The 17,396-nt window shown below is 45.8% G+C and carries 13 protein-coding genes and 1 pseudogene; 10 read left to right on the top strand and 4 right to left on the bottom strand.

Annotated features, from left to right (window positions below; translation table 11 throughout):
- Positions 1-490 precede the first annotated feature (490 nt).
- The 3 genes from tpiA to GWP43_RS07145 all read left to right on the top strand — a co-directional run bounded on the left by tpiA (position 491) and on the right by GWP43_RS07145 (position 2,835).
- Entirely contained in the window at positions 491-1,240 is a 750-nt protein-coding gene (tpiA, locus tag GWP43_RS07155) for a triose-phosphate isomerase (protein WP_162663594.1), read from the top strand.
- Between the two features lie 134 nt (positions 1,241-1,374).
- Entirely contained in the window at positions 1,375-1,734 is a 360-nt protein-coding gene (locus tag GWP43_RS07150) for a hypothetical protein (protein WP_162663593.1), read from the top strand.
- Positions 1,735-1,917: 183 nt separating this feature from the next.
- On the top strand, positions 1,918-2,835 hold the full coding sequence (locus GWP43_RS07145) for a nucleotidyltransferase family protein (RefSeq protein ID WP_162663592.1): 918 nt from the start codon (positions 1,918-1,920) through the stop codon (positions 2,833-2,835).
- A gap of 233 nt (positions 2,836-3,068) precedes the next feature.
- Here GWP43_RS07145 and GWP43_RS07140 read toward each other — a convergent pair whose 3' ends face one another.
- Positions 3,069-3,692 carry a hypothetical protein gene (locus GWP43_RS07140; RefSeq protein WP_162663591.1) on the bottom strand — a complete coding sequence of 208 codons (624 nt, stop codon included), beginning with the start codon at positions 3,690-3,692 and terminating at the stop codon, positions 3,069-3,071.
- A gap of 283 nt (positions 3,693-3,975) precedes the next feature.
- Between GWP43_RS07140 and GWP43_RS07135 the strand changes: the two genes are divergently transcribed.
- From GWP43_RS07135 to GWP43_RS07105, 7 genes are all read left to right on the top strand, one after another.
- Positions 3,976-4,707, top strand: a complete 732-nt coding sequence (locus tag GWP43_RS07135) for a hypothetical protein (RefSeq protein ID WP_162663590.1) — start codon at positions 3,976-3,978, stop codon at positions 4,705-4,707.
- Positions 4,708-4,804: 97 nt separating this feature from the next.
- Positions 4,805-5,956, top strand: coding sequence for a lipid II:glycine glycyltransferase FemX (locus tag GWP43_RS07130; RefSeq protein WP_162663589.1), 1,152 nt, complete (start codon positions 4,805-4,807; stop codon positions 5,954-5,956).
- A 284-nt stretch (positions 5,957-6,240) separates the two neighbouring features.
- Positions 6,241-8,436: a DUF4954 family protein gene (locus tag GWP43_RS07125; RefSeq protein WP_162663588.1), complete on the top strand. Its 2,196-nt coding sequence runs from the start codon at positions 6,241-6,243 to the stop codon at positions 8,434-8,436.
- A 111-nt stretch (positions 8,437-8,547) separates the two neighbouring features.
- Positions 8,548-9,042: a hypothetical protein gene (locus GWP43_RS07120; protein WP_162663587.1), complete on the top strand. Its 495-nt coding sequence runs from the start codon at positions 8,548-8,550 to the stop codon at positions 9,040-9,042.
- Between the two features lie 17 nt (positions 9,043-9,059).
- Positions 9,060-10,748: an SPOR domain-containing protein gene (locus GWP43_RS07115; protein WP_162663586.1), complete on the top strand. Its 1,689-nt coding sequence runs from the start codon at positions 9,060-9,062 to the stop codon at positions 10,746-10,748.
- Between the two features lie 14 nt (positions 10,749-10,762).
- On the top strand, positions 10,763-11,593 hold the full coding sequence (locus GWP43_RS07110; protein ID WP_162663585.1) for an HAD family hydrolase: 831 nt from the start codon (positions 10,763-10,765) through the stop codon (positions 11,591-11,593).
- A 6-nt stretch (positions 11,594-11,599) separates the two neighbouring features.
- A complete protein-coding gene (locus tag GWP43_RS07105; protein WP_162663584.1) occupies positions 11,600-14,449 on the top strand; it encodes a hypothetical protein in 2,850 nt (949 codons plus the stop codon).
- Between the two features lie 50 nt (positions 14,450-14,499).
- Here GWP43_RS07105 and GWP43_RS07100 read toward each other — a convergent pair.
- From GWP43_RS07100 to GWP43_RS07090, 3 genes and pseudogenes are all read right to left on the bottom strand, one after another.
- Positions 14,500-15,877 (bottom strand): annotated as a pseudogene (locus GWP43_RS07100) (sigma-54-dependent transcriptional regulator).
- On the bottom strand, positions 15,867-17,084 hold the full coding sequence (locus GWP43_RS07095; RefSeq protein ID WP_315450632.1) for a two-component system sensor histidine kinase NtrB: 1,218 nt from the start codon (positions 17,082-17,084) through the stop codon (positions 15,867-15,869). Before GWP43_RS07095 ends, GWP43_RS07100 begins: the two are co-directional and overlap by 11 nt.
- Before the next feature lie 96 nt (positions 17,085-17,180).
- Positions 17,181-17,396, bottom strand: coding sequence for a transcriptional regulator (locus tag GWP43_RS07090; protein ID WP_162663582.1), 216 nt, complete (start codon positions 17,394-17,396; stop codon positions 17,181-17,183).

Below are 17,396 nucleotides of genomic sequence, written 5' to 3'. Positions count from 1 at the left end.
AAAGAGTTCGATGTGTTTATTCTGTGCTGCAGAACGGTACCCTTTAAAAATCGGTAAAGGTACGGTATAATGAAATATCTGAAAACTTTTATCGCAAGTTTGCAATGCAAACTTGATTAGGAGATGAGATAAAAAGTACCGTCTGAGATGTCGCCGGTACTTTTTATCACAAGTTTGCGGTGCAAACTTGATTATTTACATGTGCGCGCAATGCGCGCACGGCTAAAAACCTTTTCGGATGTTGATTCGCTGTCCGCTTAAGCGGACAAGTTAATGAATTTCTTTGCAGAACAGAGCCGAAGGCTCTGATATTTCCTGCAAAAGTTTTTATAGGAGCTATGATAAAAAGCATCGCCTAAAATTGCGTCGATGCTTTTTATCGCAAGTTTGCGGTGCAAACTTGATTATTTACATGTGCGCGTAATGCGCGCACGGCTAAAAACCTTTTCGGATGTTGAAACATCCTACAAAAGTTTTTATAGGAGAAGGTATGCGGAGATATTTTATTGCAGGCAACTGGAAAATGCACAAAACAAAGGGTGAGGCTGTTGAACTGGCGAAAGGCGTGGTAGAGGCTGTCAAAGGAGGAAAGCACAAATATATGATAGCCCCTTCCTTTACCGCCCTTGATGCCGTTTCTCAGGTAGTAAAAGGAACCAATGTTTTGCTTGGTGCGCAGAATATGAGTACCGACGAGCAGGGCGCTCACACGGGTGAGGTGTCCGTATTGCAGCTCAAAGACCTCGGGGTACAGGTTGTTATCCTTGGCCATTCGGAACGACGCCATATTTACGGGGAAACCGATGCAATGATCAACAAAAAGGTGCGGCTTGCATTGCAGCATGGGCTGGAAGTTATCCTTTGCGTCGGCGAGTTACTGGAGGAACGCGAAGCAGGTCAGGCGGAAACTGTCTGCGCAACTCAAACCGGAAAAGGATTGGAAGGCGTAACCGCACAAGAACTGGCCCGGGTTACTATTGCGTATGAGCCGGTCTGGGCAATCGGTACCGGAAAAACGGCAACTCCGGAAGATGCCGATGCGATTCATGCGCATATCAGATCCGTCATTGCGAAGTTATACGGAAAAGCTGCTGCCGATGCAATGGTCATTCAGTACGGCGGTTCGATGAAAGCCGAAAATGCTAAGGCTTTGCTTGCCAAAGAGAATATCGACGGTGGTTTAATCGGTGGCGCTGCCCTTAAAGCCGAAACCTTTGCTCCGATCGCCCTCTGTGAATAATGTGGAATAGGGTAAACGCATCAGGTAGGGTAGATAAAAAATGCCTGATGCGTTTGCCCTGACAGTCGATATTGCAAAGAACGGGTTTTCCGTATATATTACATTCTGTTTATTACTTTATAGGAGGATCTATAATGAACAAGAAAATACTTGCGCTGTGCGCATTTATGCTGCTCGCTGTTGTCCTGTCTGCACAGACTGTACAGACTAAAAAGCAAAAGATTAAGGTTGAAGGTCGTGCAAATGCCTCGCTTTATCTAACCGAAATTTATAAGACCGATAACTGGGCGGAATACTATTGCGTATACGAAGAAGATAAGAACACTTTTGACGAGAATGAAGCTGAAAAGGTCATGTATGAATTCTTTTCAAATTATAAACGGGATAAAGGCTTTTCTTCCGTCGAAGTTGAAGATTTAAAAGGCGCCTCCATCGGTAAGACAATGACAACGATGGAAAAACGTGTTATTTTCCGCCACGTAAATAAACGGTAAATGCACGAAAACCTCTAAAATCTTGAATTTTTAGAGGTTGCCTTTAACCTTATGTGTATTTAGAGTGCTTTTATAGTGTGATTAATGAACTTTTAGAACGCTGATTGATCCTGCAATGGGTTAATCGGCGTTTTCTTTGAAGCGTTGATGTATGGAAGCGAGTATTTATGGAGGTACAATAGAATGAAACCTACATTGTTGGTTTTAGCAGGAGGAATGGGGAGCCGTTACGGCGGTGTTAAGCAAATAGATGCGGTTGGACTGCATAATGAAACATTGCTGGATTATGCAGTTTACGATGCTGTCCATAACGGTTTTGGAAAAGTGGTATTTGTTATTAGAAAAGATATTGAAACCGATTTCCGCGCCCGTTTATTTGATCGAATTGCCCGTAATTGCGATGCAGAATACCTGTTTCAATCCATTGATTCACTGATTGATCCTAAAGAGCTCCCTCAGACGGTAAACCGTAAAAAACCGTGGGGTACTATCCACGCTGTTCTTTGTACGGAGAATTTCGTGAAAACTCCCTTTGCTATTATCAATGCAGATGACTATTACGGGCGCAAGGCCTACAAAACAATGGCCGGACATTTGTCAACTCTAGACAATTATTCTCCAAACCATGCGATGGTCGGTTATATTTTGGAAAATACGATGAGTGAATCCGGTTCCGTATCGCGGGGCGTATGCAAGGTTGAGAACGGAATGCTGGTTTCTATGAAGGAACATACCAAGATTTCTTACGGTGAAGAAAACGGTAAACGGGTGATTCTATCTCAACTTGAAAATGGAGTAGTGCATCTGACCGGTAAAGAGACCGTTTCTATGAATCTTTTCGGTTTTAGTCTCAAGGCCTTTGAAGGTTTCCATATATTCTTTGAGGAATTTATCAAAAAGAATATCGCGAGCGAGAAAGCCGAATGCCTCTTGCCGGAAGGAGCCAGCATGCTGGTTACACAAGGACTTGGCACAATCAAATGTTATACCACCGATGAACGTTGGTTCGGCATGACCTATCCCGAAGACCGCGAAATCGTGAAAAAAGAAATAGCACAAAAAATTAAAGAAAACTATTATCCCGAATTCTTGTGGAAATAATCGGATATATTATAGAGAGGGATTGTTTTGAATTTCCTTAAAATGCAACAGTTGAACAAAGTTTGAACTTTGGAAACTGTTGCATTGGTGCGCGGCAGCGCACACGTCAATAAGCGATGTTTGCCGAACGGCAAACTCGACGGTTAACGAGACCGCGCTATTTGAGCGGTCGAAGTTATACCTTCCTTAAAATGCAACAACTGAACAAAGTATAAACTTTGGCAGTTGTTGCATCATTGGGCATTCCGCTTAATAAACGGCATTTGTTCCCGTTCGATTTGCTCCATCTCTGCGGCGTATACCCTATTTAGCGTTCTGTATTCCTCGGCAAGGGAACCGCTGATCAGTCGCAGTAAAGTCATGCGGTGTTGCACTTGTTCATTCAAAAAGCTGTTAAATTCATCCAGCTTGCTTTCCGTGTCGATGAGAGCAAGGTTTTCGCAGCCGGTAAGAAAGGTATGCGTCATATATAGGATGCGGGCGACGGGATCGGCAAATTGATAGCATTTGCGGCGGTTCTTCCCTGCAGCTTCTTTCAGCGCATCTTCGGCTTCCACCATTTCACGGAAAAGCTTTACCGCTTTAGTATTTCCCGCTCGTTTAATGATTTCACGCATTTCTTTTGATTGTCCTTCTGCCGGCAGCGGTCTAATACCGCCGGATTCCGTTTTTTCTGTCAACAATGAGCTTGCAGGCTTTTGCGGTGCAATATAGTTTGAAAGTTTGACGAAAGGGATTGCAAAGGAATCGGCAAGCGAGCGAAGTTGTTTGATCTCTTTTTTTGATAATACAAAGGTAAAAATAACGCCGATTATCATAACGGCGAAAGCAAGATGTACCGGATTGAATTGCAGCATAAATCCTCCGTACCTTTTGTACCGTAGTTCCGTTGACTCGTCAATAGAAACCTGCTAGGCTGACGGTGTAAACGCATCAGGTACTTCTTTGAATACCCCCGCAGAATAAGAGATGTTATTCGACCAGAGTTGAACCTCTGCGCGGTTCAAATGGTCTCATAACCTCTTTATTCTGCGCTTTTCATCTAATCTGCCTGATGTGTTTGCCGTCTGCTAGAAAAAATGTGCGAAGTTTCAAATAAAACTTCGCATAGAGATGGCTATTCACGAGGGAATATATAAAATGAAACAAAATAAAACAAATACCCGTGCGCGGGGCGGGGTGACGGTTATCTGTTTTCTTGTAATTCTTATCGGACAGTTCTATCTGTTACGCAATGTAATTCATACGGATTCTTTTTCTTTTGTTATGATGCCGTGGAGCGCCGAACTCTTTTTTGGGTTGGTTTTGATTGCAGCGATTATCTATTTGTTTATTCAGCCGATGGGATGGTACACCAAAAGGCGGCTTGCTGCGGCGTTTATACTTCTTATCGCATACAGTGCGCTTACTATTTTCTATTATGAGGCGTTTAAAACCGCTTATCTTACCGGCGCTTCTTTTGAATATGCGAGCAGTGCGGGCGGACTTGTCGGACTTAAATTAGTGCTTGCAGTTGTCGGTGTGACGGCAGGTATCCCTGTCGCACAACCTATCGACGGACGCGAATATGCAAAACGGCTCCGCGAAAAGGTGGGAAAAAACAATGCTCAACTGACAAAAGAAACCGCGAGCGGCGCCCAACAAGATTTAATCCGTACAATCAATACATTAAAAAAGACCATGCCCCCGGAGGAATTAGCCGCTTTCTTACAGGAATTAAAGAGTGCCGATATCGAAAGCGTCTGCAATACCGGTACTCCTGCTAAAATTTCTTCTGCTCCAGCGGATTCCGATGCTACTTCTTCACACTCCGCATCGGAAGCACAAACCTCGCTTGCAGAAAAATGGCGCGGGTGGGGTAGGGGAGTGTAAGCAGATTGTTTTTCTACAGTCCGAACACCTCGATGCTATAAACCGAGAGCCAATCCTTTGACAAAAGCCTGTTTTTCCGCTATCGTTCCTTTCAACTATGAATACATTGACGATAAAAGAATGTACCGATATGACGGTAAAAACTCCTGCTCAGCATTTTTTGCAGAGCCGCTTTTGGGCGGAGTTTAAAAAGGAGCAAGGTTGGTCATATCAGCAATATGAGGTACACGCTGCCGGTACCCGTTCTTTTTTACTCACGGTGTTATTGCGGCAATTGAGTCCTTTCGGCTTCCTTGCCTATATTCCGATGGGGCCATCTATCTTAACCGATTATAATTCACAGCTCCCCGAAACGGCGGAAAAACGGAAGCTTTTCCTGGTAAACCTAGCGGAAAAGCTCGTTCCCTTGCTGCCTACTTATGTTTTTTTAATTCGCTTTGATCCTCCGTGGGAATGCGTAATAAGAAGCGGAAACACGCAGGCATTCTCTCGCCAAGATTTTCCGCTTATTCCCTGTACCGGAGGAAGAACGCCGTGCAGCCTGCGTAAAGCAGCTTCCGATATTCAGCCGCCCGATACCGTTCTGCTCGATTTAGGACAGCCGCTTGACGCCTTGCTCGCTCAGTGTAAACCTAAGTGGCGTTACAATATCCGGCTTGCCGAAAAAAAAGGCGTACAAGTTCGTTGTTTTCCCGGAAGCCAAGCTGAAGACGTCATACCGATCTTTTATCGGCTTTATCGTGAAACTGCAGCGAGGGATGGCATTGCTATCCATAGCGAAAACTATTACCACTCGCTTTGTCGGCTTGCTGTCGATCCTGCATTCGATACCGAACGTATTCTTATTTCAATCTATATTGCTTATTTTGAAGAAAAACCGCTTGCCGCGATTATTACGCTTTTTTCTCCGAGCGGAGCTGTCTATCTGTACGGCGCTTCTTCAAATGAACACCGCAACCTTATGCCTGCATATCTGTTGCAATGGCAGGCAATCCAAGATGCGCAAAAGTACGGTTGTCCATCCTATGATTTTTACGGGATTCCGCCAACCGATGATTCGCACCATCCCATGTACGGCCTGTATCGGTTCAAAACGGGATTCGGCGGAACTATTATTCATCGGGTGGGAACACTTGATATTCCAGTACGAGGCTTCCGCTATCGCCTCTACTCGTGTGCCGAACAGTTACGGGCATTTTGGTTTAAAAACCTCAAAAAGAAGCTTCGCGTTCACAGCCGAAAATCGTAGTGCTTCGGTTTCGTGTTAGATTTGAGAGGAAAAATACGGCAACCGCATCGTAAATATTTTAAGCGGTTGCCTTCCTTTTGTGCGAAATTTTGCTTAAAATTTCGCACAGTTTATTTCGGAAAAAGAGCAAACACATTAGACAGACAAATCAAATTTCGCAGAATAATGAGGCTGGGCAACCATTTGAACCGCGAAGAGGTTCAACTCTGGTTGAACAGCCCCATTATTCTGCGGGGTATTCAGAAGAACGTCTAATGTGTTTGCTCCAGCAGCTTGGAGGAAGTATGCCGGTACGTGTTATAACAGCGGATGACTTTGGGGTTAATTTTGTCAATAAATCTTTTCTTACTTCCGGACGGGATGAATATACCGTCCGTTTTACCCAGAATCCTGCCGAAAAGCATCGATGGCGGCCGCTTACCTTTAACGAAGTTGAAACGCTCATCAAGAATGGAAATACCTGTACTAACTGGAATACTTTTTTGGTGGAAGATCCTTTTACACCATCGCTCATTAAAAACTCGCTTTTTGCGGGATTGGTGAGGATTTCCTCTTTAACCGAATGTTATCTGCGCTACCATGATTTTATTGTCCCCGCGGGGATTACCAACAGCAAAATTATCTCCTGCGATATCGGAGCGAACTGCGCTGTGCACGACTGCGCCTATCTTGCGCACTATATTGTCGGGAATACCGTCATTTTAAGCAGAATAGATGAAATGGCGGCAACCGATCATGCCAAATTCGGCGAAGGGGTCATTAAAGACGGGGAAGATGAAGCAGTCCGCGTTACAATCGATGTGATGAACGAAGCGGGCGGACGGGAAATTCTTCCCTTTGCGGATATGATTTGCGCCGATGCGTTTATGTGGGCGCGGTACCGCGATGATGCAAAGCTGATGGCGCAGCTGAAAAAGCTGACGCAGGATTCTTGCGACTCCGCCCGCGGTTATTACGGTACCGTCGGCGATAACGCAGTGATTAAAAGCTGTAGGATTATCAAGGATGTCCGATTCGGTGAGGCGGTCTATATTAAGGGCGCCAATAAGCTAAAAAATCTAACCATCCGGTCTTCTGCAGCAGAAGCGACGCAGATCGGGGAAGGCGTTGAGCTGGTCAACGGAATTATCGGATACGGCTGCCGCGTGTTCTACGGCGTTAAGGCAGTGCGCTTTGTGCTCGGAAATAACTGTACGCTCAAATACGGCGCCCGCCTCATTCACTCCGTGATGGGAGATAATTCAACCATCTCTTGCTGCGAAGTATTAAATGCGCTGATCTTTCCCTACCATGAGCAGCATCATAACAACTCATTCCTTATCGCCGCGATGATTCAGGGGCAGTCTAATATGGCGGCCGCCGCTACGGTAGGTTCAAACCACAATACCCGCGGCAATGATGGAGAGATTATCGCCGGTCGGGGATTTTGGCCGGGACTTTCTGCGACGCTCAAGCATAACTGCCGGTTTGCGTCCTTTGTGCTGTTGAATAAAGGCAATTATCCTGCCGAGCTCGATATTCCTTTTCCGTTTAGCTTGGTCAGCGATAATCTGCGAGAAAATTGCCTCGATATTATGCCTGCCTATTTTTGGATGTATAATATGTATGCGCTTGCCCGCAATAACGATAAATTCAAAAAACGGGATAAACGGAAAACAAAGATGCAAAAGATTGAAACCGAGGTGCTTGCCTGCGATACCGCTGGGGAAATTATGCACGCGATGGAATTGCTGGAGCACATTTTTGAAACGGCATGGACGGCGGCAGGAAATCAACCCGAAAGTGCTCGCTATCTTTTGACTCATAAACGAGACGAGCTGAAAAAACTGCCCCTTACTGCCGAAAACATCGAGCATTCCGCCCGCCCGGTGAAAATTCTGCATGGCGTGGATGCGTGGTATGCATACCGCGATATGCTCGTATGGTACGGGGTAACCGTTTTGGCAAAATACATCGATGAAACCGGTAGCGACGGTGAGGTGTTTAGCCGCAGTGGTGTATGCAGCCGGTTTAATCTTCAAAACGGAACAATCCCGTGGGTCAATGCAGGCGGGCAGCTGATACGCGAAGATGAATATGACCGCCTCCGCAATAGAATCGGGGCAGGGGAGCTTACTTCGTGGCACGCAATCCACGCCGAATACGACCGGCTCTGGGAACGGTATCCCTTTGACCGTGCAGAACATGCCTACAGCGTACTCTGCCGGCTCGCCGGAGTTTCCGTTCTTGCCGAATCACACTGGCGAACCTACCTTGACGAAGCGCTCCGCTTGAACCGCTACATCGAAGCGCAGGTTCTTATCTCCAAGAAAAAAGACTACACCAATCACTTCCGCGATATTACCTACCGGAATAGGGCGGAGCGGGATGCGGTACTCGGTCACGTAGAAGACAATGCCTTTGTGCAGCAGTCCAAGCAGGATGCGCAGCACTATGCTGAGCTTTTTGCTCCGCGAAGAGGTTCAACTCTGGTCGAATAGTCTCAATTTTTTCGCGGGGATATTAAAAAAGCGGCCTGATGCGTTTCACCCTGTCTCATTTATCCTTTATCCTTTTTTTATTTTGCCGATATTGATTACGGAGAATATACTATGAAAAAGCGGATACCGATAGTGCTTTTATGCTGCACTATGCTGTATGGTGCGGTATATGCGAAAACAATCGGTTTTGCTTGTATCTATAATTCCGATGCACCGGCCGGGGCAACCGAACTGACTATGGCGCTCGAAACCGAGCTTTTTGACTTCTGTTTTGATCAAGGGATGATAGCAACCAGTGTCGAATGTATAGTAGGAAACTATGAGCAATACAAAAATAATACTGCACTGATAAAACGTTTCGATTCAGCGATCGACTGTTTAGTTGCACTATATTGCGAATATAATCAGGCCTCGGACAATATCGCGAAGAGACAGACACCGGTAATTGAATGGAAGAATCTTGAATGGAAGCTCATCGATTTTTCCTCCCAAAAAATCATTTTTGAAGAAAATATCGATCCGAAAACAATGCCGGAAAACGAATTGAAACAGAAAATCAAAAGCGCCGGTCAATCTATCGGTACAAGTATGTTGGAAAATTTATAGAGGAAAAGGGGATACAGATGATCAAAAAAATAATGACTGTCCTGAGTATGTTAATACTAAGCACTGCACTGATATGGGCAGTATGGGAAGGTAATGCTGTTGCCGGATCACAGGAAGAATTCCCTGCAGGCCTCTTTGCTTCCAGTGATTTATTCCCTAAGTATACGCTTATCGAAATCACCAATTTGGAACAAAATATAACATCCCGTGCAGTTGTTATCGATAATGAGGGGGCACAGGGAGTATTGGTAAAGGTGTCGCCTGATTTAGCAAGGGTTTTGGCAATTAAAGAAGATAGTACTGTGCGCATCCGCGTTTCCATACCTCCACTTGTAGCCGAGGAAGGCGCCGATCCTGTGCTGTTAGGTAAAGTTGAAGAGAGGCAGCCTACCCCAACGGCGGTACCTGAAAAACCGGCAGAAGAGGCTCCTCAAACTTCCCCTGTAGAGGCTGTCCCCATAGAGGAACCGGTACAACCAGCAGAAAAACCGATACAAGAGGATAACAACCGAAAAGACCCGTATGAAGAACCTATTCAAAATGAAGCAGTTATTCAGAATGAACCTGTACCTCCGGAGGTAGCCGAACCGGTGAAGCCGGCAGTCGAACCCAAAGGAGAAAAAAACGAAGAAGTTGCACCGATGACGGTAGCTGAAATTGAAACGCCGGTACAACCGGAACCGGAAGAACCGGTGTCTCCGATTGCCGAAGTTGAAGAGCCTACCCAACCCGAAAAGGCACCGGAAGAACCGATGGCTCCGATCGCTGAAGTGGAAGAACCTTCCCAACCCGAAAAGACACCGGCAGCACCTGCCGCACCTGTAGCTGAAGTATCGGAACCTGTTTTACCGGAACCGGAAATCGTACCGGCTCCTGCTGCCGTTTCTGAGGTAACCGAACCCGTAGAATTTTCTGCATCATCCGAATATTCCGCAGAGGCTGAAAAACCGGTATTGGATGCCCCCCCTATTCAAGAAGCGCCGATAGAAGAAGAGAGCGAGTCTTCCGCCGAGTATACAAAACCGGTAGTGCAAGTCGCGGAAATAGCCGTTCCGGAGACTGCTTCGGGTTTAGATGCATTACTTTCACCGGTGCCGGAAGTGTCAACTCCGATTGAACCGGAACCGGTAACAGTCGATGAAGCTGAGTCTGAAAAAGATATGGAAAAGCCTACAGTTGAGCCAGAGCTTCCTGCCGTTGAACCTAAGGAAGAACCGGTAGAAGAATCGGAGGAGTTGCAAGACGAACCGGAAGTTGTTATCGCTAAGGAAGCTCTTGCAGGGAAAGAGCCTAAGGATGACACTACGGAAGATGACTTGATTACAGAAAATCATGTTATGCTCGTACCATCGGAGCCCCGGGTACCGATGAAAGAATATATCCCTGCGCCCAAAGAACCCGAACAACCGGCTTTGCCTGCGTCACCGGTTGTTACACAGCCTGCCGAAGAGCTCTATACTGCCAATGTCCTTACAAAGGGAGCGTTTTATGTACAAATCGGTTGGTTTAAGGATATGCTGAATGTAGAAAGTTTTGTACAGCGGTATGGTAAACAGTATCCCATCGCAGTAGAAAAGTCTCCTATGACAAAGGGAATTTTTTATAAGGTCTATATCGGACCGCTGAAAAAAGATGAACGGGGTGCAATATTGGAAAACTTCCAAAAATTAGGCTTTAAGGATGCATTCTTAAAAAAAGTTCCTTAAAGAGAGAGGCCGCGATGGATTTCCAACGGAAGAAGGATTTTTTAGTCTGTATCGACAGCGACGGCTGTGCTATGGATACGATGAACCTCAAGCATTACCGCGCTTTCGGGCCGGAGCTGGTAAACATATTCAATTTGCGCGATCATGCGGAACCGATTTTACATTATTGGAATAAGATAAATCTCTTCAGCAAAAAGCGTGCAATAAATCGCTTTAAAGGCTTTTTTGAGGTATGCCGGTATATCGATAAGCACTTTATTCCTGTTGACGGATTGGAAGCCTATGAACATTTCCTTAATTCGGGCGGAAAGTTGTCGAATGAAGGCATCAGGCAGGCATATCAAAGTGTCGGTCATCCTATTTTTGCACTTGCCGAGCAATGGTCGATAAATGTCAATAAGACTATTGCTGCAATACCGCTGGAAGACCGCATCCCTTTCCCGTATGTTTATGAAAGCATCGAAGCTATTTATGCCGTTGCCGATATAGCTGTTGTCAGTTCTGCCAATAATGCTGCCGTGACTGCCGAATGGGAGCAAGCCGGTTTAATCAAGTTTGTGGACGGTATTTTTACGCAAGAAAACGGCAGCAAAAAGCAAGTGATTGCCTCATTGAAACAGACCGGCAGATATAAAGACGGATGTATATTAAAAATCGGTGATGCTCCCGGCGATTTACAGGCTGCGCAAAGTAATACCGTGTCCTTTTATCCGATTATTCCTGAAAAAGAAGCTGAAAGCTGGTTTGAGTTTAAAGATACCTATTTACCGCTCTTTATCAATGGACAGTATGCCGAGTGTGAACAGCAGCTTATTGATCGGTTTTATTCGGAACTTGAGGATTGATTAATCATGAAACAGCATAGGAATAATAAAGCAAAACTTTTAGGAATATTCTTTTTTTTCATTGTCGCCATAGCTCCGGCTTTTACAGAACCGCTGCAGTCTGTTAAAACCAAGTATTTTGAAATTATCTATAGGGAAGCATCGGCTCCTTCTGCAGCACTGCTGACAGAATATGCCGACGGTTATGCCGAAGAAATATGTACCGCTCTGCAACAGAAAATCAAAGGACGTATACCGGTATACCTTGTATCCGATACGGAAGAACTTAATGGATATTTTACCCGGACACCGCATCGCCGCATTGTCCTTTACGATACCGGGATTACGGATGGGACACTCGGTAATTTGCCCGACACACTCTTACAAGTTTTTTACCATGAACTTACTCACGCTCTCACGCTTGACGTTCCTTTTTCCCTTTTAAATATTTTACCGATGTCTTTTGTAGAAGGAGCGGCTGTTTCATTTGAAAGTTTGCATGGACAAGGTCGTTTAAATGATCCGTTGATTAAACAGTATTTGATTCAGAATAAAATCGATGGTATCACTCCGACGTGGACAGAAGCTGCAAGTTCGCGGGATATGTATCCGACCGGATTGTGGCCGTATATCTATGGCGGTTATTTCGCTGACTATTTACAAAAAACGTATGGGATGGAGTCGTATTCAAAGTTGTGGAAATTGAGCTGGCGACTTTTTATACCGGGAAAATTCAAGTCCATTTATGATAAAGGGGTAAGCGCCGCATGGAATCAATTTATCAACACTATTCCACTGCCGGAAAAACTGAATGAACCTGCTCCCTTTGCTTCTCAGACAAAGAAGTCTGGATATAGCGCTCTTGCAGCTTCCCATGACGGTTTTGCCTATTATGATTTTGACAGTCAAGCGGTATATTTTACACACGTAAATATCGATAATACAGACAATACCATTGCAGCTTCCACACCCGTCAAGCTTTTTACAGCGGATTTTTCGTTAAATCAACTGTCTTTTTCGGAGGACGGCTCTCTTCTCGTTGTCTCGGATTCAGTTGAAACAAGTAATAAAACTTCGCAAAAGCGCTCACGTATTTTTGATATGAAAAAACGTCGATTTATCGGTAAACCGATACCATCAAGTATGGCGGCGTGTTTTGTTGACAATCAGACACTTTGTTCCATAAGGCTAAAGAATCAATCATTTTCCGCAGTATTGATTGATCGTACTACACAGGAAGTTAAGAAAGTTTTATATACGGCTGGTCCCGGTCAATCCTTTGCCTCATTGTATAGTCCTTGTTATATCGGAGAAGGGCAGGTTGCCCTTATCGCAGCAAATGGGGTAAAACGTACTATTTTACGTATCGATACCGAAACAGGCCGTCTTTCGTCGTTGCCTGAACAAGATACCCCCTACGCAATCCGCTACTTACAATCGGTAAAAAGCGGTAATGAGTATATCCTTGCTTTCTCTTGGGCTGAGATGAATATGCTCTATCGGCTCGGTCTTTATTATCCTAAAAGCGGCATCATAAAAACACAGCAAACCGATATTTCCGGCGGCGTGTTCTTTCCCATTCTACTGCCGGAGAAACAGCAGCTATCGAATGAAGTCGGCAATCATTCCATCATTTACGTAGGGCAGCATGGTACCTATCACCGTTTATATACTATGCAAGAATCGGAGCTTACGGTAAAAACTATCCAACCGACAGCTATAACTGTTCAACCGGATATACCGGCATCGACCAAGCTTCCTAACCTTGAGCTTCTCAATCCGAGCCGGTATCAGCCACTCACATGGCTGTGGCGGGCAAAGGTACGGCCAACAGCCAATATCCCTGCCGATATACGGCGTTACGGAGGATACGGTATCGGGATAAAACTGGCTATGCTTGATCCTACGGAGACAATCGAAGTTAATTCTTCATTGCTATTTCTGCTAAAGCCTTTTTTTACACAAATAAAAGCCGATGCCGCCTATCACTTTAGGCCTATTTCGTTAAATATGAATGTCTTTGATCAACTTGATACAAAGACGTTTACCTACCGTAAAACCGGATTTGGCGTCGGTGCAAGCAGCGTTATTCCGCTTTCCTATTCATGGGAAATGTTTAAACTCTCTTATCTGGCAACGGCAGCATGGATAGCGCCTTTATCCGATACCGGTAAAACCTTCTATCCGTTTCCATACAAGTATACGGTACTTGCACATGAAGGGCAGCTTTATTACCGAAATGTCCGCAGTTCCCGCATAATACGGTCTCCTTTCTTTGCAAAGGATCTTCAAGGTGTCTCCATATCAAGCTCTCTTGCTCATGCATACTGCGTTGAACAAAAAGCCAATGCTGCCGTTTTTCAGGCATCGTTTGACGGCTATATTCCTGTAGTACCGCTTCGCTTTACTTTGAGCGGTTATCTTGGATTCAATGCACAGTTTAATCCTTTAAACGGAACATATTCGCATATTGCCGCTCATTACCCTGTTACGGAAACTAATTATTTTCCCTCTTTTGCGGCATATAATACTGATGCAATGCGGAAAAAATTTGCTTCGCTTGGAACAGGCAAAGTATCGGGAGGAATATCCGGTGTATGCGATCTTACATTTTTTAGCTATGACGTGCAAAACGGCAGCTCTTTCTTACCGCTGTTTATAAACCGTATATCCTTTCATACCGGCTATGCATGGATACTGACAGGGAATTTCGCTTCAAAAGCGCATACCGGCGGCTACCTCTATTTGGACACCCTCTATGTAAACTGCCTTGTGGCATTAAACAGATCGGTGGAGATTGGTGGAGAGTATATGCATCCGGTTCGAACGTTTTTACGGCCGGGAGTTTTCCGATTTGTCATCGGCGTAAATCTGTAACAAAGCTTTTTTTTAATACTGCCTGTTGGTTTACCCCCGTGCGACCCGTTTTACTCCGCACTAGAATCGGTGGCATCAGTAGCATGTGCCGCAAATTCATCGAGTTTTCTATGCAAGGTTTTGCGTCCGATGCCGAGTATATCGGCGGTTTTCGACTTATTTCCATTATAGGCGGCGAGCGTTTCCATGATGATGTGCCGTTCCGCTTCGGCGAGGGGGAGTGCCGATTTGGATGCGGATGGAAGAATTTTGTTCCGCTTCACGTACCGGTTCGGGTAAATCGGACAGGCGGATGGTATCGTCCGAGCTCATCACGACTGCGCTTTCCAGACAGTTCCTCAGCTGCCGGATATTGCCGGGCCAATCGTAGGCATAGAGCGCTGCGCGGGCTTTCGGTTCGATGGTGGTAATCTGTTTTGCGTTTTCTTCCGTAAATTCTTTGATAAAGGCGGCAATTAGCAGCGGGATATCCTCTTTCCGTTCCCGAAGCGGCGGCACGTGGATATGTACCACATTCAGGCGGTAATACAGATCGCTGCGGAATGTACCGGCGGCGACTTCCTTTTCAAGATCGCGGTTGGTTGCCGTAATAAGACGAGTATCTACCGTGATTGACTTTTCGCCGCCCACCCGCTCGAACTGCTTTTCCTGCAGTACGCGCAGTATTTTTATCTGCAAACTCTGATTGATTTCTCCGATTTCGTCCAAAAAGATCGTGCCGCCGTCGGCAAGTTCAAATCGTCCCCGTTTTTGACTGACCGCGCCGGTATATGCACCCTTTTCGTGCCCGAACAGTTCGCTTTCCAGTAAGCTTTCCGCAAGCGCGGCGCAGTGCACCTTGATATAGCTGTTGTTTTTTCGCGGGGAAAGGTTGTGGATTGCGCTTGCAATAAGCTCTTTCCCCACACCGCTTTCGCCGGTGATAAGCACGGATGCCCGTGAGGGAGCAACCTTTCTGATCATCTCAAAGACATGCTCCATCGCCGCGCTTTTCCCGATGATGTGCTCGAATGTTTTATCCGACTGCATTTGTTCGACAAGTTCGCGGTGCTGCAGCACCAGCTCGCGGTTCTGGAGGGCGCGTTTAACCAACAGGGAAAGCCGGTCAAGGTCGAGCGGCTTGGTTAAAAAATCATACGCGCCCATGCGCATCGCTTCGACGGCGGTTTCGACGGTACCGTGGCCGGTCAACACGATAACCGGTACGCCCGGCGTTTCCGAAGTTACCCTGCGGAGAATTTCTTGCCCACCGATGCCCGGCATTCGCAGATCGGTGATGACAAGGTCTACCATCTCCGACAGCGCTTTATGCAGTCCGTCTGCCCCGTCTTCCGCAGTCAGTACCTCGTAACCTTCGTCCTCGAGCGCCATCTGGAGCCCTTCGCGGATATTCTTTTCGTCGTCGATAACTAAAATCTTAAATTTCATCTTTTATGCTCTCAAATTGAGGTTTTGTACTATTATCGTATGCAGTATGTGCTTCCAATAGAAGCGGTCTCTCACTGTGAGTAATAGGCAAGATTAGCGTAAAACGGGTTCCCTTGCCGATCTCCGAATGAACCTGAATATCACCGCCGTGCTCTTTAATCACCTTATACGTCATGGTAAGGCCGAGCCCGCTTCCGTCCGGCTTTGTTGTAAAATATGGCTCAAAAATCTTATGCAGTATGTCGGGCGGAATGCCTTTTCCCGTATCGGTAATAGCGATATATACGTTTTCTTCGTCATACCGTGTCGTAATGCCGAGTTCTCCGCCCGCAGGCATCATCGCCGCTTTTGCATTGGTTAGAATGTTCATCAGTGCTTGGCGTAAAAAGCGTTCGTCCGCTTGAATAATCGGCAGTTCGCCGTCGAGCTGAGGGACAAAAGAGATGCCGGCTGCGGAAAATTCTTCCTGAAAGGTAGCAAAAAGATTTTTAATAAGTTCGTTTACATCGACCGGTGCAAATTCACACTGGAGCGGTCGAACGGCAAAGAGAAAGTCCACCACAATCTTATTTAATCGCTCAATTTCTTCTTCTACTACATCGAGGTGCTTTTGCGCCTTTGCGTTAATTTCCAAATTGCATGCTTTAAAGTTCTTCCGCAGCAGTTGGACGTGGATACTGATGGCCGCAAGCGGATTTTTTATTTCGTGCGCAACCGCGGCTGCAAGATTGGTAAGGCTTGCGAGGTTTTCAAGCCGTCGGTTGTTGATTTCTTCTCGCTTTCGCTGCGTAATATCTTCAACGGTGATAATCGTACCGCGCACCCTTTTTTCTTTTACAAGCGGCAGTACCGAAAGCTCAATGTAGTGATTTCCCTCATCGGCAACAATGACAAATTCCTCTGCGGTACATGTCTCTTCATTTTTTATCACCGTATGGATAAAATCCGCCAGCTTGGTGTCGGGAATAGACGCCCACAGCGGCCGTTCGGGGCTTTCAGAAAGCGGGATACCGAGAATACGCAAAGCTGCACGGTTAGTTTTTATAATGGTATGATCGGAATCCAGAATGATGACGCCGCTTGTAAGCGAATCCATCATCGCATCAAACAGTGCGTAGTCATCGGCAATCAATTGAATAAAAGAGCGCAGTTGCGAATCGTTCATACGCGGCAGTTTTTGCAATGCGCGACTCATAAATTCTCTCATGCGGCAAGTATAATGCAAAACGGTAAAAAGCGCAAATTCCGCTGCAGAGCTTTGGAGCAAAATTTCAATTTTCTTGGTTCATAACAGGCTGTGCTATCAGCCGCACCCATTACATCCTTTGCAGTGATGATGGCAAGCGTTGTGTTTTTTTGTTTCTTCTTTTTGAATAGCTCCGGGTTTAATATAACCGGTGTGTTCAAGATATTCTATTTCCGCCTTGACGCTTGCGGCATCCATATCCGCAAGCTCGGCGAGTTCCTGAATCGTATATGTTTTTCCCGATTTTAACAATTCCAATAAGCGTATGAGCAT

It is taken from the genome of Treponema vincentii, assembly GCF_010365865.1.
Lineage (GTDB): Bacteria > Spirochaetota > Spirochaetia > Treponematales > Treponemataceae > Treponema.
Note: the sequence above shows the minus strand (reverse complement) of the source record. Positions and strands in the feature narration are given on the sequence as shown.